The following is a 24,539-nucleotide window of genomic DNA, read 5'->3' on the forward strand; positions in this document are numbered from 1 at the left end:
GCTCCCGCTCACGCAAGGCCCCGGCACGTCCGCGCCCCGGCCGTCCGAAGACAACCGGGGCACCGAAACCGCAGGTCAGCCCCCTCCGCAGAGGGGGAACCCCGTAGGCCGTGTGGGACTCGAACCCACAATCAATGGATTAAAAGTCCTGGCCAGGGCATGCCGGACAGTAGTGGACGGTGGGCCGCCATCCGAAAGCCGCAGGTCGGACGGCAGCGGGTTGCCACCTGGTCCGTCGGGAGGTGCCGCGTGCCAGCACATCCGCTCACGCATCGCTCACGCATTCGATGGACGGCTTCCGGTCGGTTGCGCAGCCGGCCCTTGCCGAGAGCCACTCAGCCGGGTTGGCGAACAGCACGGAAGAGGTTGGTCGCCATGGGCTTCTGCTGCTCGGTGCCCGCTTCCCGGATCGTGACGGTAGTGAGATCACCGAACCCAGCCTCGGTGAGCACCTTTTCCCACACGGGAATGTCGAGGACCCAGCGGAGCATCGTGGTCCGGGCGCCGTCCGCGCGTCGGACCGGGATGCTCGCCGGCCGGAGGTCCGTCTCCGGCGGCTGACCGCTGCTGTAGTGGGCAAGGGTGGCGATGACGAGTGTTCCGCCCGGCCGCAGCGCGGTGGCGATGGCGGGCAGCAACGTGCGGGGGTCGGTGAAATCGGCGGCCCCGAAGAGCGAGTACGCCACGTCGACGCTGTCCGGTGCGGCTGCAAGATGGTCGGCGGCGTCGGCGTGGACGAACTCGAGCCGGGCCACATGCCCGAACATCTCCCGGCCGCGGTCGATCTGGCCGGCGGAGGCGTCGATGGCGATGACGCGTGCGGCGTTGAGTGCCTCGGCGATGTGGGCGGCCTGGCGGCCGTTCCCGGTGCCGGCGTCGACGACGGTGCGGCCGGCCAGCTCCCCGAGGATTTCAGCGCCTGGGCCGGTGCGCTGGTACCAGTCCCAGAACAGGCGGCCGTCCACGCCGCGCTTCACGTCGTCGCAGACCAGGCTCTGGCCGTAGCGGTGCCAAAGATCGGTGCCGGGTGAGGTGGAGGAAGTCACCCGCCACATCCTGGCGGGGTGGGGGCGGGCACGTGGCCGACTGCGGGGAATCCACCCGGATGACGCACGCGGGGCCCCCACCTCTGGTACGAAGCGGGGGCCAGACGGGAAGGCGTCGGTCAGTGGCCGTCTTCTCCAGGGCGGCAGGGGGTGCACTTGGAGCTGTCGGCGTCCCAGAGCGGCTGGTCGACGAGAAAGCCGTGGCGGGCGAGTTGCTGGGCGGTGCGCGCCACGGAGCCGTCGACTTTCATCGCGACGTCGGGTACGTGGTGCAGGAAGTCGCCGCCGTTGTACTTCTGGCAGAACTCCGCGTAGGCGACGGTGTCGAGGATCATCATGTGGACGCCGATGTCCACGATGCTCCCGGGGCCCAGACCCAGCCCCTGCCCCCGGCATTCCATGGCCGTGATCAGGTAGGCGATGCCCTGCCCGAGGACGCGCTGCGCCATGACGCTGTCGAACGGGTAGTCCCTCATGAGGAGGCCGGTCAGCTTCTCCCACTGGTCGGGCGTGACGAAGTCACGCGGGTCGCGGGTCGGGGCGAGCGGGCTTGCGCTGGTAAGGGGTTCCAGGACGGTAGTCACCATGTGCTCCCTTCGCGGGCGGCCCCCGTCGTGGGGGCGCTGGCTCCAGGAGACCAACGGCCGGACGTGAACAGTGATCAGCCATCGGACCGTGCAAGCGGTTTGCAGGTTCTGCACACGTCATCGACGGGGCGTGCGGCTACGGCTACGGCTACGGTCAGTAGACCGGCCCTTCGGCCTCGTGGAGACGCTATGCGAAACGTCGATCCGCTGTGGAGCAGCTCCCAGGCCCGCGAGTACGTCACGAAGCACCAGCCCGGAGGGTTGGTCCGCATAGGGCGCCGCCGCCTCGGGTGGCGGCAGGACGAGCTGGGGCGCCGGATCGGCTGCTCCGCATCGACCGTATCGCGGCTGGAGAACGGTCCTGCCGGGGATCTGCGGCTTCTCCAGCGAGCCGCGCGCGAGGTCGGTGTACCTGGCGGCGCCCTCGGTGCGGCACTGGGGTTAACCGGGTTCGGGACCACTACAGTTGCGGCCAGTCGCGACGAGGAGGATCCCATGCGCCGCCGATCCGTGCTCGCAGCCGCCGGTCTGGTCGCCCCGACCCAACTGCTCGCGCTCGTTGATGACGCGCTGGCCGCCGTGCCTGCACCCACCGCCGAGCCGATCGCATTGCAGGCCCGCGTGGCCGGCGCTCGGGCTCTGTTCGATGCCGGCCGGTACACGTCCCTCCTGGAGGGGCTCCCGGATCTGCTCGGCGCTGCTCACCAAGCTGCGCGGACTCGCTCAGACCTTGGTTAGGGGCGCCTGTCGGCTTGCTACGGGCTCACCGCACAGGCCCTGATCAAGATCGAGAGATACGACAGTGCGCGGATCGCCGCCGACCGGGCCACGGTCTACGCGGACCTGTCAGGCTCCGCGCTAGCCGCGGCAGCGGCCACCCGCGAGATGGCCATCGTCCTACGACACCAAGGGCAGCCCCAGGCCGCCCAGAAACTGGTCACCAACGCCGCACTGGCCGTGGGTGCCACCGGCCTGACGACGGACGCCCAGAGGTCCGCCTACGCCCAGATGCTGTGCACCACGGCGTACACCGCGGCGCAGTCAGGTGACCGCGCGGAAGCCCTGACAATGATCCGGGAAGCGGCGGACGCCGCCCGCAACCTGCCGGATGCGGCACCCAGGGAGCGCCTGTTCCCGGTGACGCCGGCTGCAGTCGACGCCTACGCGGTGAGCGTGCACTGGGCACTTGGGGACTCCGGGACGGCGCTGGACATCGGCAGCAGGTTGCTTCCGCAGCAGTTCGCCACCGCGGAACGGCGAGGCCGGTTCCACACCGACATGGCGCGCGCCTGGTGGCAGTGGGGTCGGCCTGAGCAGACCGCAGCCGCACTCCTGGCCGCTGCCCGGGCCGCCCCGGCCGAGGTGCGCGACCGACCCGCGATCCGCCGCATCGTCACCGAGCTCCAGAAAAGGCACCCCCTCGCGCCAGGTGTACGTGCACTGGCCACGGTCTAAGCGCCTCCGGGGGCGGTTTCGTGGCCCCCAAGGGCGGCCCACCTGGTGAACTCGGCAGCTCCTCACCTTCAGGTCGGTCGCATTCCAAAATCGAGCGGCGCAGCAACGGCCTGTGCCTGAGCACCGCCGGCTACCTGACCGCGATCGGCTTCGCCATCGACGAGGAGCTGTGGGCGATCGACGGCGCGGAGTGTTCCCGTGCGACAACAAGGTCCCCGACAGCCACTGGCCGGAGCGGCCGTGCCCCGGACGTCCGAGGACGACCGGGGCACCGAAACCGCAGGTCAGCGACCTCCGAAGAGGCCCAGCCTGGTAGGCCGTGTGGGACTCGAACCCACAACCAATGGATTAAAAGTCCTGGCCAGGGCGTGCCAGGCGGTGGCGGACGGCGGGCCGCCGTCCGATAGCCGCAGGTCAGACGGACCGAGGTTGCAGCCCTGTCCGCACCGCACCGCCCGGTGCCAGCGCATCCGCTCACGCATCGCTCACGCATACGGCGCGAGAACTCCGTCCTACAGACCGCTGATTCAAGCAGAGCCCCGGCGGCTCTCTAACCTCCGGCGTGCATGTGGTGCAACAGGAGAAGCGCGGCCACCGCGTTGGCGGACCTGATCTCGCCGCGCTCGATGAGGGACGGGACGGAGGCAAGCGGGACCCACTCCCGGCGATCGGATTCGAAGTCGTCCTCGGGGTGGCCGACGTATTCGGCGTTGGTGGACCAGTAGACGTGGTGGCGGCCGTCGGCAAGGCCGTTGGAGGGCTCGACGGTCAGCAGGTGCTGGAGCGGGCCAGGGCGCCAGCCGGTCTCCTCAAGCATTTCGCGAGCGGCTGCCGCTTCGATGTCCTCGCCGTGCTCGACGACCCCGGCGGCCAGTTCCCAGCCCCACGAGTCGGTGATGAAGCGGTGCCGCCACAGCAACAGGGCCTCGCCGGCCTCGTTGATGGTGGTAGCGAGGGCGACCGGGCGCTGACGGATGACGTAGTGGTCGAGGTGGCGGCCGTCCGGTAACTCGACGTCCGCGAGGTTCAGGGTGAGCCAGGGGTTCTCGTAGACGGTCTTCTCGCCGTGGTTCTTCCAGACCGACACGTGCCCTCTCCGTACCTGATCGTCTGCTTCGGTGCCTGGGACGCTATCGCACCGGACACGTGCTGTGCCCGTCACAGCGGCAGCGCGAGGGAGGCGTCGATCTGCTCCACCGCATCGCGGCCTGCCGCGGAACCATGGTCGGCGAGCAGACCACGGAGTTTGGTGAAGCGGTCCCGTAGCCGCTGCGCCTCCTGCCCTTTGGCCAGTTCCAGTGCGGCCAGGCTGTGTGCGGCGGCCTGTTCGGGATTGCCGCGGCCGAGGTCCGCGGTGGCAAGTGTCGCCAGGCGGTGTACGGAGCCGCGAGCGTGCGCGCGGGCTCGTACCGCTTCGGTGGCGTACGTCTGGGCCGGGACCCAATCGCCCAGGCTGATGAGCGCTTCCGCCAACTGCGCTTCGACCAGACCAGGCTGTACGTAGCCCAGCTCGGCTGGCTCGTCAGCGGGCCGGATGCGCGCGGCGGCGGATTCGGCGAGAAGCATGCAGCGGTGGGCCGCAGCCTGGTCACCCATGCGGGAGAACGCCTTGGCCTGCATGGCGTACAGGTCGGTGGCCAGCGCTGGGGAGATGTGAGCGCCAGCGGTACGGATACCGGCTTCGGCGAAGGCCACCGCCTGCCGGAAGTCCCGCACGAAAACGGCCTGGTTGACCAGTAGCGCTATGACGTAGCCACCAAAGGCGCGGTCACCGGACGCCTTGGCAAGGCGTAATGCCTGGTGGAAGTAGCGCTGAGCGAGCCCCTGGGCGTCGGAGTCGTACGCGCAGATTCCGGCAACTGCCGCCAAGCCGCCCACCGCGCGGTGGAGTTCACGGCCAGTGGCATGCGTGTAGGCACCCCGAACGAGCGGGGACGTGTGCTCGGCGAGGAACCTTACGATTCGGCCTCGCGTGGCGACGCCGCCCGTCTGGCGGTACATCGCCTCGTAGTGCGTACGGGCGACGCGAAGCACTTCCACGTCGGCACGGCCCACATGGAGGCTGCCCGCACGTGAGACGTCGAGATCTTCCGGTGGATTCTCCCACTCCCAGACCGGGCCGATCGCGGCCATTCCGGCGAGAAGCGGGGCGCGCGCAAGACCCTCGCGCTGCTGGCCGTCTCCTCGCCACAGCGCGGTGGAGCGCTCAATGAATCCGGCCAACGGCGAGGCGTGCCCACCGGTCCCAGGAAGGCCCATGCCGATGTCATCGAGGCTCACCGATCGGCCCAGGCGCTCAGAGAGAACATCGCAGATCAGGTCGGGCGCGATGCCGCGTGGACGTTGCCCGCGCAACCAGCGAATTACCGAGGAATGGTCATAGCGCATCTGTCTGCCCCGAAACTTGCCAGCGGCGTTCACGCGCGCGGCTAAGCCGATCCGGGACATGCCGGCTTCGTCAAGCAGAGCGTCGAGCAGGGTGTTCGGCTCCATGTAGTCCTCACATCACTCAGTGCAGCCGAGCGTAACCACTTCGCATTCACACAGTGTGTGTTCGCCAACCCCGGGTCCAGACCCCGCACACACTCCCGCCGGGCGGACGGTCGGCGGAGTCTCTTCTTATCGCTGAGCCACCGGCGTGCTTCGTCTCCTCCCCGAAGGGTCTCCACGACATGTCACACACCATCGCGCCGGGTAAGGCGGCGCTCTCCGCTCCCCCCGCCCAGCCGAGCCTGAGCGACCCACGCCGCGCCTTCAACCACGGATTCCGCGTCGAAGCCGAATCCGAGGCTGTGCCCGAAGCCCGGCGCAAGATCGTCGCCTTGGTGCGGGACTGGGACGTGCCGCTGCCGCACGACACCTTCAGCGACCTGGAGCTGCTGTCCACCGAGCTGATCACGAATGCCGTCCAGCACACCGATTCCCCCTGCGTGGTGGCCGTGCGCTGGACCGGCGTGCGGGTCCGCGTCGAGGTCACCGACGTGAGTCCTGCCCGCCCGCACCGACGCCACAGCTCACCGGAGGCGGAGGGCGGACGCGGCCTGCTCCTGGTCGAGTCCCTGGCCACCACATGGGGAAGCGCCCCCGATCCCGCAGGGAAAGTCGTCTGGTTCGAACTCGGGCCGTCCGACCGGACGCCACCTCCCTTGAGCACGCCGGGGAAGTGGACGATCAACACCGACAGCGGATCGGCGACCTCCGGCTACCTTCCCGCCTGGGCAGAGGACGACCCGACCGAGGCCAATGTCCCCCTGGACCAGCTGCCGGAACGGCTGGCCGGCATCAACCACCGGAACTTCTTCGAAGGCCCGATGCTGCCCATCACCGCCCCTGACGTATGGGAAGGGGCCGAGGACGACACGGTCTTCGAAGGCAGCATCGACTGCAACCCCTACGACCCCGACCCCGGCCACCGTGTGCCGGTCGTCAACCTCCAAGTCTGCGTAGGGCGCTGGATCACCGGCCTGGACCCGCACAGCCTCGCCGAGGTCGCGGCGAAGCTCCACGCCCACGCCGACTTTCTCGACGAAAAGGTACGCCCCGCGCTCATCGCCGCCCGCGAGGACTGGGCCGCCCACCATCCGTCTGCCCAGCAACGCTCGCCAGCCTCAGGCCCGGGAGGCCGCACATAACCGGCACGCTCGCCGCCCCGGCCCCTCCCCCACTGACGCGGCTGTGCGAGCGCCCCTAGCAAGCCCAGGCGCCGGTGGAAGTCGCCGATCGTCCGGACTGCACGACGCCACGCCTTCAGGGCGCCGTACGGGTCTCCAGCAGCTGGCTGGCGGACCAGAAGCCCCACTCACCCTCAGAATAGGAGGACAGCACCATGACCACAGCCGTCCAGATCGACACCGGTATCGGGTTACGCACTCGGGACCCGAGGGCACTCCTCAACGCCGTCCAGCCCAACATCGCGCACCTGACCGTCAACATCCTCGACAGCGGCATGACCCTCTGGGACCGGGAGATCGCCCTCCTGCTGCGCGACCACACCATGGTCCGCGACATGGCCGAACGGATCCTCGGCAACGCCGTCATGTATACCCTCGCCTGCATCGAGCACCCCGAGGTCCACCTCGGAGTCGGCAAACTCGTCGACATCGGCGTCCACCAACTCATCCTCGACACGCCCGTCTGGTTCGCCCTGTGCGACGTGTACAACAGCGGCCGGTACAAGCACCACGCCCCGTTCATCGAGCGCCGCAGCGACGGACTGTGCCTGCGCACCGCCGACTTCCTCACCTCGATCGGCTTCGAGATCGACATCGAACTGTGGGCGATCGACGGAACGGACTGCTCGCCGTGCGACAACAAGGTTCCCGACAGCCACTGAACGACACTGTGCCCTGCCCCTTCCGATGCTCGCGGGCATCATGGGGCGGGGCACAGCCCCTTCCCGCAAGCAGAGGACACAGATGCCTGCGCAACACGACATCACCGCCGAGACCGAACTCTGGGATGCCTACGCCGGCAGCGCCTTCAAAGAGGACGCCGAACCGGCATTCCACTGGACGCAGTACGCCGGCCACGGCCCAGGCCCCGAAGTCCTCGGCGACCCGGATAGTGTGCTGGAGATCGGCTGCGGCACCGGGCGCGCGCTCGCCCACTTGGCGCAGCGCGGCGTGAAAGCCACAGGCGTGGACCTGTCTCCCGTCATGGTCGCGAGGACGACCGAGCGGTGGGGGACGACCGGTGCCCAGTTCCACTGCGCCGAGGTACTGGACTACCTCGGCTCCACCGCCGAGGCCTACGACGCGGTGTATTCCATTTTCGGAGCCGCCTGGTTCACCGACCCGTCAAAGCTCTTTCCGCTCGTCCGGAAGCGCCTCAACCCCGGCGGCGTCTTCGTCTTCTCACAGCCCCCGGCCATCCCCGGGGCGTATGGTCCGCAGGGCATGTACAAGGGCGGCTTTGCCGGGAAGGCCATGTTCACCTACCGCTACAGCTACCGCCCGCCCGTATGGGAACGTCTGCTGGCTCGGGCCGGTTTCACCGCTGCCCAAGCCTGCGTCCTCGACGCCCCCGAGCCTGACCACATTGGCACGCTCCTGGTCCGCGCCTACGCGTGACGCCGAGCCCAGCCGACGTCGCCTCGGTCGAACAGGCGCAAGCGCCGCCGATGGGCACCTCGGCAGGAACCTGTGGCCGCGGGCGGTCCCGGCGAGAACCAGGTACCCGTGGAGAGCTTCGGCATCGTAGTGAACGCCTGACCCGCGGCCGCAGTCCACGACGCCGAACGGGCGCGGCTGAGGTCGGAGCGGGCGAAGCTCGCCGAGCTGTGTCCCTTCCGCAAGCTGACCGGCCCGTCCGCCCAGCAGGCGATACGCCGCACCCTGCGTGCCGCGGTCAACTCCGCGATCGCACAGCAGCTCATCACCTTCAACCCGTGCCTCCCACGTCGAACTCGCCTCGGGCCGCAGGCCGAAGCCCCTCACGCATCGCTCACGCACGAGCCCGGACATGGCTGTGCCCCGCCCGCCCGAAGGCGACCGGGGCACCATACCCGCAGGTCAGCGGCCTCCGGGGAGGCGCAGCCTGGTAGGCCGTGTGGGACTCGAACCCACAACCAATGGATTAAAAGTCCTGGCCAGGGCGTGCCAGGCGGTGGTGGACGGTGGGTCGCCATCCGAAACCCGTAGGTCAGACGGACTGCGGTTACCGTTCCGTCCGCTGCGCATCGCCCCCGTGCCAGCACATCCGCTCACGCATCGCTCACGCACACCCGACCGTGCCGCGCCGATCACAACTCGACCAGTCCGCTACCGGAGAGCCGCTAAGGTGCGCGGGATGAACAATGCTTCTCCTCTCCCCCGCCCCTTCCGGTTGATCGTCACCGGAGGAGGGACTGGTGGCCATACCTATCCCGCCCTGACAGCGATTCGGACGCTGTCGACCCGGCTCGCAGCCGGCGGCGGAGCGCTAGACGTCCTGTGGATCGGCACCGACAGCGGCTTGGAGGCGCGGATCGCCCCGGCCGAGGGCATCGCGTTCACCACCGTCGCCACAGGCAAGATCCGCCGTTCCAGCAACCCGCTGAAGATGGTGTCCCCGGCGAACGTACTCGACATGGCACGAGTCCCGCTCGGCGTCGCTCAGGCCAGGAAAGTCGTCGCGAATTTTCGGCCGGACGTCGTTCTCGCCACCGGCGGGTACGTCGCCGTCCCCGCCGGCCTGGCCGCGCGTATGTGCCGCCGCCCGCTGGTATTGCACGAGCAGACGGTGCGCCTGGGGCTCGCCAACCGCAAGCTCGCCGGCTCGGCAACGCGTATCGCTCTCTCGTCGGACTCGTCGCTACCACTCCTGCCAGACGCCGTGCGCGGAATCGCGGTGGTCACAGGGAATCCGGTCCGTCCCGAGGTGCTGGCCGGTCACGCGGACAAAGCGGTCGAAGCCCTGGGTTTGGACAGCTTCGATCGGCGTCTTCCGACCGTGTACGTCACCGGTGGCGCCCAGGGCTCGCAGCAGATCAACAACGTTGTCCGGGATGCTCTGCCGTGGCTTTTGGAACGCGCGAACGTGATCCATCAGTGCGGGCCGGCCAACGTCGAGGCCATGCAGCAGAACGCGGCACTCCTGCGCCCGGGGTTCGCTGACCGGTACTACCTCACGGGGTTCGTCGGCCCCGAGCTCCCTGACGTCCTTGCGCTGGCCGACGTGGTGATCTCCCGGAGCGGCGCCGGCACCCTCGCCGAGCTGACCGCCCTGGGCAAGCCCGCGATCTTCATCCCCCTGGCTTCCTCGGCCGGGAACGAGCAGGCACACAACGCTCGACACCTGGAAGAGTCCGGGGCAGCCGTCGCCCTGCTCGGTGAGATCACCACGGACACCTTCCGCCACGCGGCACGGCCACTCCTGACCGACCCCGCGCAGCGGGCCGCGATGGCGGAGCGGGCCAAAGCGCACGGCCGCCCGGACGCGGCGGACCGACTGGTGGACGTGATCCTCTCCGCTGCGTCCGGCTGACTACCGTCGGCCCTACGGCTGACGGGGCGCGGTGCTGCCCGTAGACAGAGCCCGAGTCCAGTCGCTCCGGTCCACCAGGCATCGAGCTGGGACGTCCCTGACGCGACCGACAATCCTTGCCGGTGAACCGCCGGGCCAATCGGAAATCCCCTTCCAATAGTGCCCCGCAATTCCTGCTGCCACTTCTGTACCGCCCCCAGGACAGCGGTGTCCGCCAACACCGTGAGCGACACCGGCAGCTTCCGCGATGATGAGCGGGCGGGTCGCCTCGCCACGTCCACTCTGATCTGGCGACCGGCTACCGAAGACACTGCAATCGATGGCCGCAGCGGCCATGGGGGAGTGAGGATGGAAGTTCTGACGGAGACGGGTATATCGCTGTTATCGAGTGCTCTCTTCGTGCTGCTCGCGTGGACACTCTCGAAGACAGCACGCCACTTCGCTCGCGGTGTCGCGGCCCATCTGCTTCACCTCGACTCCGAGGAGGTGTTCGCCAACGGCGGGGAGGCAGGGCCGGACATCAAGCGCGAACTCAGCCGCGCGCAGACGGTGTTCATCTTCACAAGCCGCGGAGCCGAACTCCAACGTGAAACGTTCGCCGAGATGATCACCCGGAGCCACACCCGGCGCTGCCGCTGCCGCATCATGCTCCCGCAGCTCGCCGTACCTACAGGCGAAGCCGACTGGATCGCTGACCGTGAGGCCGAACTGCACGTCTTCGACTCTGCCTTCGGTACGGACCTCCTCCGCCGACAGGTAGCGGCGACCTACGATTACCTGACCCCCCTCCTGGTGCCCGGCCACCTCGAAGTGCGTGGCTACAACATCCCTCACCTGGGACGTGTTGTCGCAACAGAGCGGGTCCTCTACCTGACGCCCTACTCAGCAGACCGGCACGGCAGCAGTTCGCCTGTTATCAAATACCGCCGGGGTCAGACATACGAGGTTCTCATGCGCCTGATGGACAAACTGTGGACCGCGGCCGGGTCTCCTTGACGCTCCCAGCACCTTCCGCGGTGCTCGCCGCGGACCTCTGAGTACGCGAAATCCGTTCCTACAGGCCGGGCGGTTGACGTTCGCAGTCCTCACAGACATTTCGGGTACGCCTGCTTACACCTGCGCCCCCGCCGCGAGCCGCCCCCGCACCACGGACTCCGCCAGCCGAACAGCCTGCTCCCACGTCTCTCAACAGCGGAGTCGGCCTACGGTTCGTCCCGCGAAGGGCCGACCAGTACGGCCCCGGGGAGATCAGAAACCTTGGCGTGACGGTATGCCTTGGTCAGCGCGGCGGGTTGAAGGTTCAACACCTCTACGACAGCCCAATGCCGACACTCGGCAAAAATCCGCTCGTCCTCGTCCAAGCCCTCGCCCCTGAGCAGCGCGCCTAGCCGATCAAAATCCACGTCCCCGGTGCCAAAAGGTGCGATCACCTCGGGATCAGCGCCACCAGGGCCGCTCGGCGGAGACGCATCTTCCGAATCGTGAAGTACGCCGCCCAACTCCACCTTCATCTCACCGTCGTCGTCCTCAAAGGGAGTTCCCAGGTAGGCCATTTCCGACTGGTACTCGTGAACGCACTCCCCGCCTCTGTAGACGTACAAGCTCAGCAGGTCGGAGTCGTACAGGCTGTGGACGAGCACGCTGAACCCGCAGGTGCCGCTGAGGTAGCGCCCCAGGTCGTCGACCTCCGAGACTTTGTGCGCGCCCTCACGCGGCAGTATCGCGGTGCGATCCACACCGACAGGGGCAACGATCGCCGTCGCTTCGGCCTGGACCAGAGCAGTGCGCACCTGCTCGATTCCGGCCGTGACGAGTACGCCCTCGTAACTGGTTCCCATGAATGACCCCCAAGTCACCTCACCCCGGTGCCACACACCATAGGGCGCCCCTGTGACAACGGGCCGGCAGCAGGCGACGCCTCTACCGGAGGTCGCGGGGCCTCTCCGTCAGCCGCGCGCCCGCTCACGCACGCCCCCCGGCACGGCTGTGCCCCGGCCGTCTTCCGACGACCGGGGCACCGAACCGCAGGTCAGCGGCCCCCAAAGAGGCCGGACCCCGTAGGCCGTGTGGGACTCGAACCCACAACCAATGGATTAAAAGTCCACTGCTCTGCCAATTGAGCTAACGGCCCGCACCGACAGCATAACCGGGTCTCCGGAGGGGCTTGGCAGGGTGAGGGGGTGTCGGGGCCTGGTGGGCCCGGGGGCGCGGGGGGTCGGAGGGGGTGCGGGAGGGTTGTGGTGGTCTGGCCCGCGCCGCGGATCGGGGCAGTCGGGGGTCGGCCGGCGGCCCCGCCGTCGCCGGTCAGGTCGTTGACCGCGGCCGGGGAGTGGGAGGCCTGGTAGCCGGAACGGGCCCGCGCCCTGCGAGAGATCGCAGGGCGCGGGCCCGTTCAGCGGGTGGTACGGCGGTCAGCCGTTGCGCTTCCAGCGCGGCTTGCGGTCGCTGTACGACGACGGGGCGTTGCTGTCGCGGGTGTACGTCGGACGGCTGTCGCGGTCGTCGCGGTTGCCGTAGGACGGGCGCGAGTCGCTGCGGTTGCCGTACGAGGACGACGGGCGGCGGTCGTCGCGGTCGCGGTTGCCGTACGACGGACGCGAAGAATCGGTCCGGTTGCCGTAGGACGGGCGCGAGTCGCTGCGGTTGCCGTACGACGGACGCGAGTCGGACCGGTCGCCGTAGGACGGGCGCGAGTCGGACCGGTCACCGTACGACGGACGGGAGTCCGTCCGGTCGCCGTACGACGGACGCGAGTCGCTGCGGTTGCCGTAGGAGGACGACGGACGACGGTCGTCGCGGTCGCGGTTGCTGTACGACGGACGCGAGTCGGACCGGTTGCCGTACGACGGGCGGCTGTCGCTGCGGTTGCCGTAGGACGGACGGGAGTCCGTCCGGTCGCCGTACGACGGACGCGAGTCGCTGCGGTTGCCGTACGAGGACGAGGAGCGGCGGTCGTCGCGGTCGCGGTTGTTGTACGACGGGCGGCGGTCGAAGTTGCCGCGGTCGTCGCGCCGCTGGGAGGACTGCTGGGGCTGGCGCTCCTCGCGCGGCTCCGGCACGGTCACCACCGCGGCGGCGGCCGCGGCGGCCTCCGCGGCCTTGGCCGCGATCGCCTCGTCCGGGTCCTCGCCGCGCTCGCGCGCCGAGCGGGCGGTGAGGCGGTCGGCCTCCTCGCGCAGTTCGGTGGCGCGGCGCTGGACGCGCTCCAGCTGGCGGGTGAGGTCGGCGACCTCGCGCTCGGCCTGGGCGGCGGCGTTCTGCACGGCGTCGGCCTGGACGTCGGTGAGGGAGCGGGCGCCGGTGATCTTGGCCACGTCCTCGTCGAAGACGCCGGCACCGCCGATGATGTGGCGCGAGGCGTCGACGCCCGCGTCCTCCATCAGCCGGAAGATCTGCTTGCGCTGGTGCGGCAGGGCCAGCGAGACGACCGTGCCGGACTTGCCCGCGCGGGCCGTACGGCCGGAGCGGTGCAGGTAGTCCTTGTGGTCGCCCGCCGGGTCGACGTTGAGGACCAGGTCGATGCCGTCGACGTGGATGCCGCGGGCGGCGACGTCGGTGGCGACCAGGACGTTGACCTGGCCGGCCTTGAAGTCCTCCAGGGTGCGCGTGCGGGCGCCCTGCGTCATGCCGCCGTGAAGCGCGTCGGCGCGCACGCCGGACTCGATCAGCTGCTCGGCGACCCGGTCGGCGCCCATCTGGGTGCGGACGAAGATGATCGTGCGGCCCTTGCGGGCGGCGATGGCGGCGGTGACCGGCGCCTTGTCCTTGGGCTTCACCACGAGCACGTGGTGGGTCATGGTGGTGACCGCGCCCTGGGCGGCGTCGACCTCGTGCGTGACCGGGCTGACCAGGTAGCGCTTGACGAGGCTGTCGATCTCGTTCTCCAGCGTGGCGGAGAACAGCAGGCGCTGGCCGCCGGCCGGCACCAGGTCGAGGATCTCGGTGACCTCGGGCAGGAAGCCCATGTCCGACATCTGGTCGGCCTCGTCCAGGACCGCGATCTGCACCTGGTCCAGGACGGCCGCGCCCCGGTTGATCAGGTCGCGCAGCCGTCCGGGGGTGGCGACGAGGACGTCGACACCGCGCTCCAGGGCGTAGATCTGGTTCTGCATGGACGTGCCACCGCAGACGACCTTCATCTTCAGGCCGAGGACGTCGCCGTACGGCTGGAGCGCGTCGGCGACCTGCATGGCCAGCTCGCGGGTCGGGGTGAGGATGACGCCGCGCGGGCGGCGCTTGTCGGTGTGGCCGCCGGACAGCTGGGTCAGCAGCGGCAGGCCGAACGCCAGGGTCTTGCCGGAGCCGGTACGGCCGCGGCCCAGGATGTCCCGCCCGGCCAGGGCGTCCGGGATGGTGGCGGCCTGGATCGGGAAGGGGGTGACCACGCCGTTCTGGTTGAGCTTGCGGACGATCGCCTCGGCGAGGCCGAGGTCGCTGAAGGTGACGGTGGGCTCGGCGGGCTCGGCGTCGATCTCGGGGATCTCGGCGATCTCGGGGACGGTCTCGGTGAGCTCCGTGAGCCCGGGAAGCTCGGTGATCTCTGTGGTGGCGGCGTCGGCGGCGTTCTCGGGCATGGCGGAACGGTCGGCACTGTCAATTGACATGCGGAAGCAAAACCTCTCGGAGACTTACGGCACGCGCCAGCTCCGTAGGTTGCTTACAACCGCCTCGATGCGGTCAGCCACAGGAGAAAAGGAACGCGCCACGCGGCGCACAACGGATCAGGCGCCGGGCAATGGGATCAGGGGATCAAACGATCTACCAGCATACGCATCAGTCGCCGCTTTAGCCAATCCCCTCCCCACAGGCGCTCTGACCTGCACATACGTCGCCAAGCCAGCTTCGCCGACTACGCCGACTACGCCGGTCCGGCGGTCGTCCCGGGATCCGTGCCGGTGTCGGTCGTGGACGGGGACGGGTCGTCCGGCGGCGCGGTGGTCGGGTCCGCGGTCGGCGGTGCGCTGCTGGTCTGCTCGGCGGTCGGCGGGGTGCCCGCGGTGGGCTGCGGTACGGACGGGTGGCCCGCCGGGGGCGGCATGGCGCGGCCGCCCGGACCCCGAGCGCTACTTCCCGGGCCAGGGGGCCCGGCGGTCCCCGGCGAGGGCGAGCCGCCGGGGGCCGCGGGAGACGGTGACATCCCGTCCTTGCCGACACCGGACCGCCCCGGGCCACCGGACCCCGCGTGGTCCTGGCCGGACACGGCGACGCTCCCGCTGGAACCGGCGGGCGCGGGTCCGGTACGGCCGGGTTCGCTGCCCGCGCTGACGCACGACGCGACACCGGCCGCGACCAGGACGACGAGCACGGCGGACCGCAGCCCTCGCGACCTGGCGGCGGCCGTCGTACGGGCGGCGGCTACGGCTACGGGCGCCGCTTCAGGTGCGGGGACGGCTGCGGCTGCGGGCGCGGGCGCTGAGGGCATCTGGCGCGGACCTCGGGGGTTCGTGACGGGAGCGCGCGCACGCTACGGGCGTACGCCGCCGGGCGGTGTCTCCCCGTGTCCAACGCCCCGCCTCCTGGCAGGACACGCCAGGACATACGCTCGCGCCCGTACGGCCGCAGCGCCCGGCGGACGCGAACCTCACCCCGCCCCGGCCGCCTCAGCCGTACCCGAGGTCGTGCAGCCGCTCGTCGTCGATGCCGAAGTGGTGGGCGATCTCGTGCACGACGGTGATCTCCGTCTCGGCCACGACGTCCTCGCGGCTCTCGCACATCCGCAGCGTCGGCCCGCGGTAGACGGTGATCCGGTCCGGCAGCGCCCCGGCGTACCACTCACCGCGCTCGGTGAGCGGCGTGCCCTCGTACAGCCCCAGCAGATCGGGGTCGCCCGCGGGCGGCTCGTCCTCGACGAAGACGGCCACATTGTCCATCAGGCGGGTCAATTCGGACGGGATGCGGTCGAGGGCTTCCCCGACCAGCTCCTCGAACTCCTCGCGGCTCATCTCCAGCACACCCCCATTGTCGCGGCCCGCACCCCGGCGGACCCCCCGCGCGCCGGACCCGCCGGTACGAACCGGCTCGGGCAAACCCGTTTGGCCAAACGCGTTTGGCCAAGCCCCCGCGCATCCTCTATGCTCCTCACGTCCCCGAACTGCGTCGCAAGGCGCTGACGGCTGGCCGGTTAGCCCTCATCGTCTAGTGGCCCAGGACGCCGCCCTTTCAAGGCGGTAGCACGGGTTCGAATCCCGTTGGGGGCACCACTTCTCTGTCTTTCTGTGCGCGTCGAGTCATCCGCGCCTTCCCACAACGAACCGGGCGTGAGCCCTGGTGGGCCATTCCCCCGCCGCTGCCTGCTGGCTTGGTGGTCCTACGCATGGCAAGCGAGTGCGGGGAGCCGCCGCCACGGCGGTGACGCCGGAGGAGAGCGCGCCGGTCGCGCGGTCCGGTCATCCGGCATGGGGCATCCGGTCCCCCTCGCCCGGACGGCTGGCGGCAGGGTGGGGCCGCCGACAGGCCTGTGCAAGGTTTCTGCAAGGGCGTGGCAAGGCATCCGTCCGACCCGTCGGGCACCTCATCAGTGGGTGCCAGGTTGGTTGCCCAGAGCGAAGATACCTGGGGGATGTCGTGTCAGCCTTACGAACGATCGGGCGGATGCCGGACGCGGGGACGCGTCAGTATCTGACGGTTGTGGGGTGCAAGAGGGTTCTGGTGGTGGCGCACACCATCACCTACGTGCGGCGGCTGCTGGACGTACTGCCGCTGCTCGATGGGGACTTCCGGGTGCAGGTGGTCTTCACGGCGCCACCGCACGTGTTCGGGGACGAGGTGCCCGCGCTGCTGGCGCGGCTGGGGTGCGCCGTGGTGCCGTGGGACGAGGCCGTACGGATGGAGTTCGACCTCGCGCTGGCGGCGGGGCGGCTCGGCGTGGAGGAGTTGCGGGCGCCGCTGATCACGATGCCGCACGGGGCGGCGTATCTGAAGCGGGTGGTCGGCACACGGGATCCCGGGGTGGCCGGGATGCGCAGGGTGGACCTGATGCCCGGCGGGCGGCTGCCCGCGGCCGTCGTGCTGCCGCACCGGGCCGAGCTGCGCGAACTGCGGCGCAACTGCCCCGAGGCGGTGCCCCGCGCCGAGGTGGTCGGCGACCCCGTGCACGACCGGATCACGGCGAGCCTGCCGCTGCGCCCGGCCTTCCGGCGGGCGCTCGGCCTCTCGGACGGGCGGAAGCTGGTGGTGGCCGCCTCGACGTGGGGGCCGTGGTCGTCCTTCAGCCGCTTCGACGCGCTGCTGCCGCGGCTGATGGGCGAACTGCCGCGCGATACGCACCGGGTGGCCGTGCTCATGCACCCGAACATCTGGTCCGGCCACGGCGCGTGGCAGATCAGGTCGTGGATGGCGCGGTGCCGGCAGGCGGGAATCGCGCTGGTGCCGCCCGAAGTCGACTGGCGGAGCGTGCTGATCGCCGCCGACGTGGTCATCGGCGACCATGGATCCGTCACGCTGTACGGCACGTTGACGGAAGCGGCGCTGCTGCTGGCCGGACCGCCGGCGCAGGAGGTCAACCCGGCCTCTCCGGCCGCCGCGCTCGCCCTCGCCGTGCCGGCGCTGTCGCCGGGACATCCGCTGCTCGAACAGCTGGAGTACGCGGCCGCCGAACGGCGTGACGGCGAGCGGGACTCCGGGCGCGCGGCCGTCGCCACCAGGATCACCTCGGAACCGGGCCTCTTCGCGCGGAAGATGCGCGCGCTGATGTACCGCGTGATGGGGCTGGGCGGTCCGGCCCACCCGCCGGTGACCAGGCTGCTGCCGGAACCACCCGGGTGGGACCGGCTGGTGTGGGGCACGGAGAGGGAGTCGGCGTGACGGGCTTCGTCACCGTCACGCTGCGCACGGCCCTTCGCGTCGGCCTGCCGGGCGGCGTGGACGTCACGCTGCGGTGGGGCAGGGACGCCCTCGCGCTGACAGCCGCCCACGGGGCCGCGGCCCCCGCTGCAGCCGACGTCCTCGACGAGCACTTCGCCGTGGACGCCGATACGTGCGCGGACCGGGGGTTGGCCGCCTGCGCGGACATCGTGACGGCGTGCCTTCCGCGGCCGGAGGGTGAGGCGTGGCGCCGGCTGGCGCGCTTGCTCGCCGAGCATCCGGGCGCCGCCCTCGGGGCCGTGGCCCTGTCGGGCGGCGGCTGGGCGGTCGCCCGCGCCGGCTGCCGGGCCGCTTTCACCGTCGGAGCGACCGCCGGGCTCACCCCCGGGCCCGCCCCCGGGCCCGCCCCCGGGCTCACCGCCGGCCGGGGTACGGGCCGGAGCGGGACCGTACACCACCCGCTCGTCCCGTCCTGCCTGCACGCCTACCTGGTGGCGGTCGGTCCACCGGCCCGCCTCGCGAGCGCGGATCCGGCCGCCACGGGACGTCCGGCACCGGGCCGTGCTGCTCGCCCTCGCCCGGCCCGCAGCCCGAGTCCGGGCCCAGCCCCTAGTCCAGGTCCAAGTCCGGGCCCCGGCCCGGGCCCGGCTCCGTCCCAAGCGCAGGCGCAGGCGCAGGCTCCCGCCCTGGCTCGGAAACCGGCCCGGGCGCAGGCGCCGCCCATGGCTCCGCCCCAGGCCCCGGCGGCAGCCCCGGCTCCGCCCCAGGCCCCGGCGGCAGCCCCGGCTCCGGTCCAGGCCCCGGCGGCAGCCCCGGCTCCCGTCCAGGCCCCGGCGGCAGCCCCGGCTCCCGTCCAGGCCCCGGGAGCAGCCCCGGCTCCGGTCCAGGCCCCGGCGGCAGCCGCACCTCCTCCACCCGACCGCGTACGCGCCGAGCATCCGCCGGGCTGGTGATCTCGTAGCAGGCCAGCGCCCGCGTCAGCAGGTCCACCGCGCCGTGGTGGTCGCCGTTCTCGTGGGCGCTGTCGCCGAGCATCTCCAGTGCTCGGCCCTGCCAGTGGGTCGCTCCGGAGGCGGTGAAGACGGCGAGCGCCTCCGCCATCAGGGCCGCCCCGCCCTCGTGGTCGCCGCCCAGCGCGCGGGCCCGGCCGAGGAAGGCGAGGGCGCGGGAGGCGTCGTGCGGGTCGTTCACCGCCACGAGCGCCTCCCGCGCCTGGGCGAAGTGGGCCGCGGCCTGAGCGGGCCGGCCGTCGGTCAGGGCCAGTTCGCCGAGTACCGTACGGGCCAGCGCCGCGCCGCGCGGGTAACCGCACGCCTCCCACACGGTGATGGCCTGCCGCAGGTACGGCACGGCGGCGTCCGGCCGGCCCGCCTCCCGGTGGCAGCGGCCGATGCCGAGCAGGGCCTGGCCTTCGTCCCGGCTGTCGCCGGCAGTGCGGGCGGCGCGCAGCGACTCCTCGTAGCGGGCCGCGGCCGCGTCGAAGCGGCGGGCGGCGTTGAGGCCGATGGCGCCGGAGTTGAGCATCTGCCGCTCCGCGCGCGGGTTTCCGTCGCTGCGTGCGGCGGCGAGCCCGATGTCGTAGGCCTCGACCCACAGGTCGTAGTGGCGCAGCCGGAGGAACAGCGGCCACATGGCGTCGGCGAGTTGCCAGGCGAGGGCGTGCCAGCCGCGGTCGGCGGCCTGCCTCGTGGCCGCCATCAGGTCGAGGCGGTGGGCGTCCAGCCACTGGACGGCGCCCGGCTCGTCGGCGAACGGCACCGGCAGGTCGGGCGGATGTACGTAGTTGCGCGGCAGCACCAACTGGCTGGGAGTCAACAGCTGTTCGGCGGCGGTGGTGGTGTGCAGGAGCCAGTCGCAGAGGCGTCGCAGGGTCACCTGGGGGTCGTCGTCTGCGGCGCCCAGGCCTTGGGCGTGCACGCGGACCAGGTCGTGGAAGCGGTACGTGTCGGGGCCGGCGACCTCCACCAGGTTGGCCTCCACGAGTGCGTCGAGCCGCTGGGCGGCCCAGCGCGGGGTCCTCGCGCAGGCCGCCGCGGCGGTCAGGGTGTCGAAGGCGGTCAGCAGCGGGAGTTGGCCCAGCCGCCGGTAGAGGAGTGCCGCCTCGGCGTCGAGTACGGCGTAGGACGCGTCCAGGGCCTTGCCCACCGTGACCTCTCCTTCGACGTCGAGTGCCGCGAGTCCGTCCGCGTCGGGCGCCAGCGCCTCGGCGAGCGACGCGACGGGCTGCTGGGGGCGGGACGCCAGCCGCGCGGATGCCAGGCAGACGGCAAGGGGCAAGCCCGCGCACAGGTCCACGACGCGCTGGACGTCGGCGAGTTCGCCGGCCACGCGGTCGGCGCCGATTCCGAGGGCGAGCAGTTCGACTCCGTCGGCGGCGTCGAAGCCCTGGAGGCGGTGGAAGTCGGCGCCGTCCAGGCCGAGTCCGGTCAGCCGTCGGCGGCTGGTCACCACGGCGACGCTGCCGGGACCGGCGGGCAGCAGGGGGCGTATCTGCGCGGCGGTGAAGGCGTTGTCGAGGAGGACCGCCACCTTCATGCCCGCCGACTGCGACCGCCACTCGGCCGTCTGCTCCGCGAGGTCGGCGGGCACGCAGGACGCGCCGAGCGAACGCAGGAAGCGCCCCAGGACCTCGCCGGGCGCCGCCGGCCCCTGCGCGGTGTGGCCGCGCAGGTCGGCGTAGAGCTGGCCGCCGGGGAAGTCGGCGGTGCGGCCGCTGAGCCAGCGGGAGACCAGGGCGGTCTTGCCGATGCCGGCCGGCCCGTTGACCACGATCAGCGGTATGACGGCCGCCGCCGAGCCGCCGTGCCCCGCCGGCAGGCGCGCCAGTAACCGGTCCAGGGCCGCGAGGTCACCGGTGCGGTTGGTGAAATGGCCGGGAACGGGCGGCAGTTGTCGTGGCACGGGTCTCGGCGGGGCGTAGAGGTGGACGCCGCCGTGCACGTCCCTGGCCTGGATGGTGAGCCCGGTCAGCTGCGCGTCTCCCGAGATGCTGTTGTGGTGCACGCCGTGCGGTGAACCGTCCATTTACGCCCCCTTGTGCGGCATGCGCACCCTCGAACTCATGCCGCGCGCATATGCTAAAGGTCATTTCGTCTGCGCGAATCGCACGTTCACGCCCTGAAGGCCGTAATCCGGCCAGGCCGTTCTCCCTCCCTGGCAGCTGAGCGCATGCCCATGTCATGCTCATCATCAGGGACGCGGCCAGCGGAGAGGGGAACGCTGGTGGAAATCCGGTTATTGGGGTCGGTGTCGTTACAGGTGGGCGGCGAGCGCCTGGAGCTCGGCTCGCTGAAGGAGCGGGCCGTCCTGGCCGCTCTCGCGCTGGACGTCGGACGTCCCGTCGCTCTGCACACTCTGGTGAGCCGGCTGTGGGACAGCGATCCGCCGCCGCACGCGCGCGAGAACGCCCACACCTACATCTCCCGCCTGAAGGGCCGATTACGCCGGGCCGGCACCACCCCGCACGCCCCGCGGATCGTCGGCCGCACCCACACCTACACCCTCGAAGCCGACCCGGAAACCGTCGACTGGCACCGCTACCAGCGGCTGGTGAACGCCGCCGCCACCACCGCCGAGGACCACCGCGCAGCCGAGGTCTTCCGCCAGGCGGAGGAGTTGTGGGAGGGCGAAGCCCTCAGCGGACTGCCGGGCCTGTGGGCCGAGACCGTGCGCGCGGCACTCGCCGAGCGCCGTCTCGCGGCCGCGGTCTCGCGCACCGCGGTCGACCTGCGCCTCGGCCGGTACCGCGAACTCGTCGCCGAGCTGGTCGCGTTGACAACCCTGCACCCCGACGACGAAACCCTGCTCGGCCACCTCACGCTCGCCTACTACGGCTGCGGGCGCTACGCCGACGCGCTGCGGGTCTACGAGAGGGCACGGCGGGTGCTGATGCAGGAGTACGGCGGCCACCCGGGGCCGGCGCTGGAACGTATCCACGTCGGCGTGCTCAACCACGTCCCGGTGGCCGACCTGGTAAGGGCGGCGGCCGCCCCGTCCGCCCCCGTGACGTCGGGCACGCCGGTGAGGGCCGTCGCGCTCCCGCGCCCGGAAGGCGCCGGGGACCACGCCCCGCGGAATCTGCCCAGCCAGCCGCCGCTCATCGGCCGCTACGACGAACTGCGCGCCCTCACCGACTCCTTCGCCACCGCGGCCGACGGCCCGGTCGTCGCCCTGGAGTCCGTCAGCGGAATGGGCGGCATCGGCAAGACGGCCGTGGCCGTCCACACGGCCGCCCGGCTCGCCGACCGCTACCCGGACTCGCAGCTCTACCTGGACCTGCGCGCCCACTCCGCGCTCCAGGACCCGCTGACTCCCGCCGAGGCGCTCACCGCCCTGCTGCGGGCACTCGGCACCCCGTCCGCCAACATCCCGGTCGACGTGGACGAATTGGCCGGATTATGGCGCTCCATGCTGGCCCGGCGCCGGGCCGTCATCGTCCTGGACGATGTCGTGGACGCGGCCCAGGTCCGCCCGCTGCTACCGCAGGACACCGCGTCGCTGGTGATACTGACCAGCCGCCGCCACATCACCGGGCTGCCCGCGGCCCGTTGCGTGCGGCTGGACGTGCTGCCGCGCCCGGACGCGATCGCGCTCTTCCGCCGATTCGCCGGCGAGGACCGCACCCGGGACCTCGCGGCGGTGGGCCGCGTCGTCGACCTGCTGGGCGGGCTGCCGCTCGCACTTGAGCTGATCGCCAGCCGGTTCCAGGCTCGTGGCGTCTGGACGCTCGCCACCCTCCAGGACCGCCTGGCCCGCCCGGGGCGCCTCAACGAGATCCACGACACCGCGGACCGGGACCTCACCCGTATCTTCGATCTCAGCTATCGCACGCTCACCAAAGCGCAGCGCCAGGCATTCCGCCGGCTCAGCCTCCACCCGGGACCGGACGTCACCGTTCCGGTCGCCGCCGCAATCCTGAACACCTCCCCGGACGCGGCGGAACGCGTCGTGGAAGGGCTGCTGGCGTACGCCCTCCTGCGCGAGACCGTTCCCGACCGGTGCACCTACCATGATCTTCTGCACGAGTACGCCCACCATCTCGTCACCACGGAGGATGACGAACACCTTCGCGGGCAGATCGCCCTCCGCTTGATCACTTTTTACGTCGAGGCCGTCGACCGGGCCGACCGCCTCGCCTATCCGCGCAGGTTGCGCGGGGCCGTTGGTGCGGCCAACTACCCTGTGCGCATTCCGACCTGGGCCGACGCCGAAGCCGCCGCGACCTGGCTGACGAGCGAGCGAGAGAACATCCTGTCCGTCGAGCGCTTCGCCGTGGCCCAGGGCCACCCCGACCTCGCCGCCCGGCTCGCCTTCGGCGTCGCCGGCTTCCTCAACGCCGAGTGCTACTGGCAGCACACCGTCGACGTGCTGCAACGGGCCGTCGCCCACTGGTCGGAGCACGGCGAGCCACCGGACCTGTGCCGGGCGCTGCTCGGCCTGTCGGACGCGCTCGCCAACACGGGCCAGTACGAAGGCGCGGCCGACGCCGGCCGGCGCGCGCAGGACATCGCCCGCGCGACGGGCGACACGGCCGCCGAGGCGGAGGCGCTCCGTACGGTCGGCGCGCTCCAGTGGCACCGCGGCGAGCACCTGCTCGCCCTTGACCATTTCCAGCGGGCTTTCACCTTGAAAGCGGAGACGGGAGATGTCTTCTTCCTTTCCCGGCTGCACAACAACATCGGCGTGGCGCGGCTCCATCTCGGCGAGAACGACCTCGCGCTCGAGCATTTCCAGAAAGCGCGCGCCGGATTCGTGGAAACCGCCGACGAAAGGTGGGCCGCGAGCGCTCTGGTGAACATCGGCGAGTGGTCGTGGCGGACCGGAGATCTCGACGCGGCTCGCGACGCCTTCGAAGAGGCCATCGCACGCCTGGGAAATTCCGGGCACCGGCACGAACAGGCCATCGCGCAGGGCAGCCTCGCCGACGTACTCACCGAAATGGGGGACAGCGAAAGGTCTCTCGAATTGTGCCGAGCCGCGCTCCTGGTCTTCCGTTCGCTGGCCGACAGGAAGAGCCAGGCGGACACCCTCATCAGCATGGGCGTGGCGCACGCGAAGCACGGCGAGCCGGCGGAGGCCGTCGCCTGCCTCACCGAAGCACTCCAGGTCGCACGCGACATCGGGGCGGCACACCAGGTCGCGGAGGCCCTGCGGGGCCTCGGCCGGATCGAGTTCGACGCGGGCCGGCTCGACGCCGCGGCGGAGCACCTCTCCGCCGCCGTGGCGACGGCCACGAGAATACGCGACCTGGACGAAGTCGTGGAGGCGCAGATTCTCCTGGCGGAAGTCCACCTCGCGTCCGGCGCCCCGCGCACGGCTCATACGTTGCTGCGGCGCGCATTCGAGGCGGCCCAGGCCCAAGAGCACCGGGAGAGCGCGGCCATCCGGCGCCGCCTGGCGGAAATCGAGGACGGCCTGACGGACTGACCCGGGCCCGTCCGTGAGGCGCCGGACGGCACGCGGCACGCGGAAGTGCGCGACATTCTATCGCCACACGTGCCGCAGGAGGGATCTTGTTGCGCAGGGATTTCAGCCAACGCTAGCCTATGGCGCCTCTATACCATTACGAAGCCCGCAAGGACGAAATGAACAAAGTGCCCCAGACCATGGCTATTTCCGCCATGGTCTGCCTCACATGGGCGGCCACCGCTCAGGCGGCGTCAGCCATGACGGTCGACTCCGCGCC

General features: G+C 70.9%; 18 protein-coding genes, 2 tRNA genes and 1 pseudogene. 11 read left to right on the plus strand and 10 right to left on the minus strand.

Annotation, left to right across the window (positions count from 1 at the left end):
- Positions 1-335: 335 nt before the first annotated feature.
- Together BUE44_RS06420 and BUE44_RS06425 are read right to left on the minus strand one after the other, a co-directional pair.
- The gene (locus BUE44_RS06420; RefSeq protein WP_235001936.1) at positions 336-1,046 is read right to left on the minus strand and encodes a class I SAM-dependent methyltransferase; all 711 of its coding nucleotides are present in this window, start codon (positions 1,044-1,046) and stop codon (positions 336-338) included.
- Between the two features lie 119 nt (positions 1,047-1,165).
- On the minus strand, positions 1,166-1,633 hold the full coding sequence (locus tag BUE44_RS06425; RefSeq protein ID WP_073494757.1) for a glycine-rich domain-containing protein: 468 nt from the start codon (positions 1,631-1,633) through the stop codon (positions 1,166-1,168).
- A 189-nt stretch (positions 1,634-1,822) separates the two neighbouring features.
- On the opposite strand from BUE44_RS06425, the gene BUE44_RS39480 reads away from it, so the two are divergent.
- Both BUE44_RS39480 and BUE44_RS39485 read left to right on the plus strand, forming a co-directional pair.
- Complete coding sequence (locus BUE44_RS39480; RefSeq protein WP_322939617.1) at positions 1,823-2,371, plus strand: helix-turn-helix domain-containing protein; 549 nt, start codon at positions 1,823-1,825, stop codon at positions 2,369-2,371.
- A 147-nt stretch (positions 2,372-2,518) separates the two neighbouring features.
- Entirely contained in the window at positions 2,519-3,088 is a 570-nt protein-coding gene (locus BUE44_RS39485; protein WP_322939618.1) for a hypothetical protein, read from the plus strand.
- A gap of 550 nt (positions 3,089-3,638) precedes the next feature.
- Here the strand turns inward: BUE44_RS39485 and BUE44_RS06435 are convergent.
- The gene (locus BUE44_RS06435; RefSeq protein ID WP_073494759.1) at positions 3,639-4,175 is read right to left on the minus strand and encodes an NUDIX hydrolase; all 537 of its coding nucleotides are present in this window, start codon (positions 4,173-4,175) and stop codon (positions 3,639-3,641) included.
- 71 nt (positions 4,176-4,246) lie between these two features.
- Entirely contained in the window at positions 4,247-5,581 is a 1,335-nt protein-coding gene (locus BUE44_RS06440) for a transcriptional regulator (protein ID WP_073494761.1), read from the minus strand.
- 179 nt (positions 5,582-5,760) lie between these two features.
- Between BUE44_RS06440 and BUE44_RS06445 the strand changes: the two genes are divergently transcribed.
- The 6 genes and pseudogenes from BUE44_RS06445 to BUE44_RS06470 all read left to right on the plus strand — a co-directional run bounded on the left by BUE44_RS06445 (position 5,761) and on the right by BUE44_RS06470 (position 11,047).
- Complete coding sequence (locus tag BUE44_RS06445; RefSeq protein ID WP_073494763.1) at positions 5,761-6,720, plus strand: ATP-binding protein; 960 nt, start codon at positions 5,761-5,763, stop codon at positions 6,718-6,720.
- 194 nt (positions 6,721-6,914) lie between these two features.
- A complete protein-coding gene (locus tag BUE44_RS06450; protein ID WP_073494765.1) occupies positions 6,915-7,421 on the plus strand; it encodes a hypothetical protein in 507 nt (168 codons plus the stop codon).
- Positions 7,422-7,503: 82 nt separating this feature from the next.
- A complete protein-coding gene (locus tag BUE44_RS06455) occupies positions 7,504-8,157 on the plus strand; it encodes a class I SAM-dependent methyltransferase (RefSeq protein ID WP_073495362.1) in 654 nt (217 codons plus the stop codon).
- A 162-nt stretch (positions 8,158-8,319) separates the two neighbouring features.
- A pseudogene (locus BUE44_RS38335) lies at positions 8,320-8,521 on the plus strand (site-specific integrase); the annotation flags it as partial.
- Between the two features lie 354 nt (positions 8,522-8,875).
- Positions 8,876-10,051: a UDP-N-acetylglucosamine--N-acetylmuramyl-(pentapeptide) pyrophosphoryl-undecaprenol N-acetylglucosamine transferase gene (locus BUE44_RS06465; protein ID WP_073494767.1), complete on the plus strand. Its 1,176-nt coding sequence runs from the start codon at positions 8,876-8,878 to the stop codon at positions 10,049-10,051.
- Between the two features lie 348 nt (positions 10,052-10,399).
- Positions 10,400-11,047 carry a hypothetical protein gene (locus tag BUE44_RS06470; RefSeq protein WP_143172474.1) on the plus strand — a complete coding sequence of 216 codons (648 nt, stop codon included), beginning with the start codon at positions 10,400-10,402 and terminating at the stop codon, positions 11,045-11,047.
- A 206-nt stretch (positions 11,048-11,253) separates the two neighbouring features.
- Here the strand turns inward: BUE44_RS06470 and BUE44_RS06475 are convergent, their stop codons facing one another.
- From BUE44_RS06475 to BUE44_RS06495, 5 genes are all read right to left on the minus strand, one after another.
- The gene (locus BUE44_RS06475) at positions 11,254-11,889 is read right to left on the minus strand and encodes a hypothetical protein (RefSeq protein WP_073494771.1); all 636 of its coding nucleotides are present in this window, start codon (positions 11,887-11,889) and stop codon (positions 11,254-11,256) included.
- Positions 11,890-12,109: 220 nt separating this feature from the next.
- Positions 12,110-12,182, minus strand: a tRNA-Lys gene (locus tag BUE44_RS06480).
- A gap of 280 nt (positions 12,183-12,462) precedes the next feature.
- Positions 12,463-14,655 (minus strand): DEAD/DEAH box helicase, encoded by a 2,193-nt coding sequence (locus tag BUE44_RS06485; protein WP_107415637.1) that lies wholly within the window; start codon positions 14,653-14,655, stop codon positions 12,463-12,465.
- Between the two features lie 254 nt (positions 14,656-14,909).
- Complete coding sequence (locus BUE44_RS06490) at positions 14,910-15,089, minus strand: hypothetical protein (protein WP_073494775.1); 180 nt, start codon at positions 15,087-15,089, stop codon at positions 14,910-14,912.
- A 562-nt stretch (positions 15,090-15,651) separates the two neighbouring features.
- Positions 15,652-16,002, minus strand: a complete 351-nt coding sequence (locus BUE44_RS06495) for a metallopeptidase family protein (protein WP_200804353.1) — start codon at positions 16,000-16,002, stop codon at positions 15,652-15,654.
- A 173-nt stretch (positions 16,003-16,175) separates the two neighbouring features.
- On the opposite strand from BUE44_RS06495, the gene BUE44_RS06500 reads away from it, so the two are divergent.
- Positions 16,176-16,251 (plus strand) — tRNA-Glu (locus BUE44_RS06500).
- A 391-nt stretch (positions 16,252-16,642) separates the two neighbouring features.
- A complete protein-coding gene (locus BUE44_RS06505) occupies positions 16,643-17,854 on the plus strand; it encodes a hypothetical protein (RefSeq protein ID WP_200804354.1) in 1,212 nt (403 codons plus the stop codon).
- Between the two features lie 609 nt (positions 17,855-18,463).
- Here BUE44_RS06505 and BUE44_RS06510 read toward each other — a convergent pair.
- Positions 18,464-20,878 (minus strand): tetratricopeptide repeat protein, encoded by a 2,415-nt coding sequence (locus BUE44_RS06510; protein WP_073494779.1) that lies wholly within the window; start codon positions 20,876-20,878, stop codon positions 18,464-18,466.
- Positions 20,879-21,100: 222 nt separating this feature from the next.
- Here BUE44_RS06510 and BUE44_RS06515 point away from each other — a divergent pair, with 222 nt between their 5' ends.
- Positions 21,101-24,280: an AfsR/SARP family transcriptional regulator gene (locus BUE44_RS06515; RefSeq protein WP_073494781.1), complete on the plus strand. Its 3,180-nt coding sequence runs from the start codon at positions 21,101-21,103 to the stop codon at positions 24,278-24,280.
- The last annotated feature ends 259 nt before the right edge of the window (positions 24,281-24,539 follow it).

This window comes from Actinacidiphila paucisporea, assembly GCF_900142575.1.
Classification (GTDB): Bacteria; Actinomycetota; Actinomycetes; order Streptomycetales; family Streptomycetaceae; genus Actinacidiphila; species Actinacidiphila paucisporea.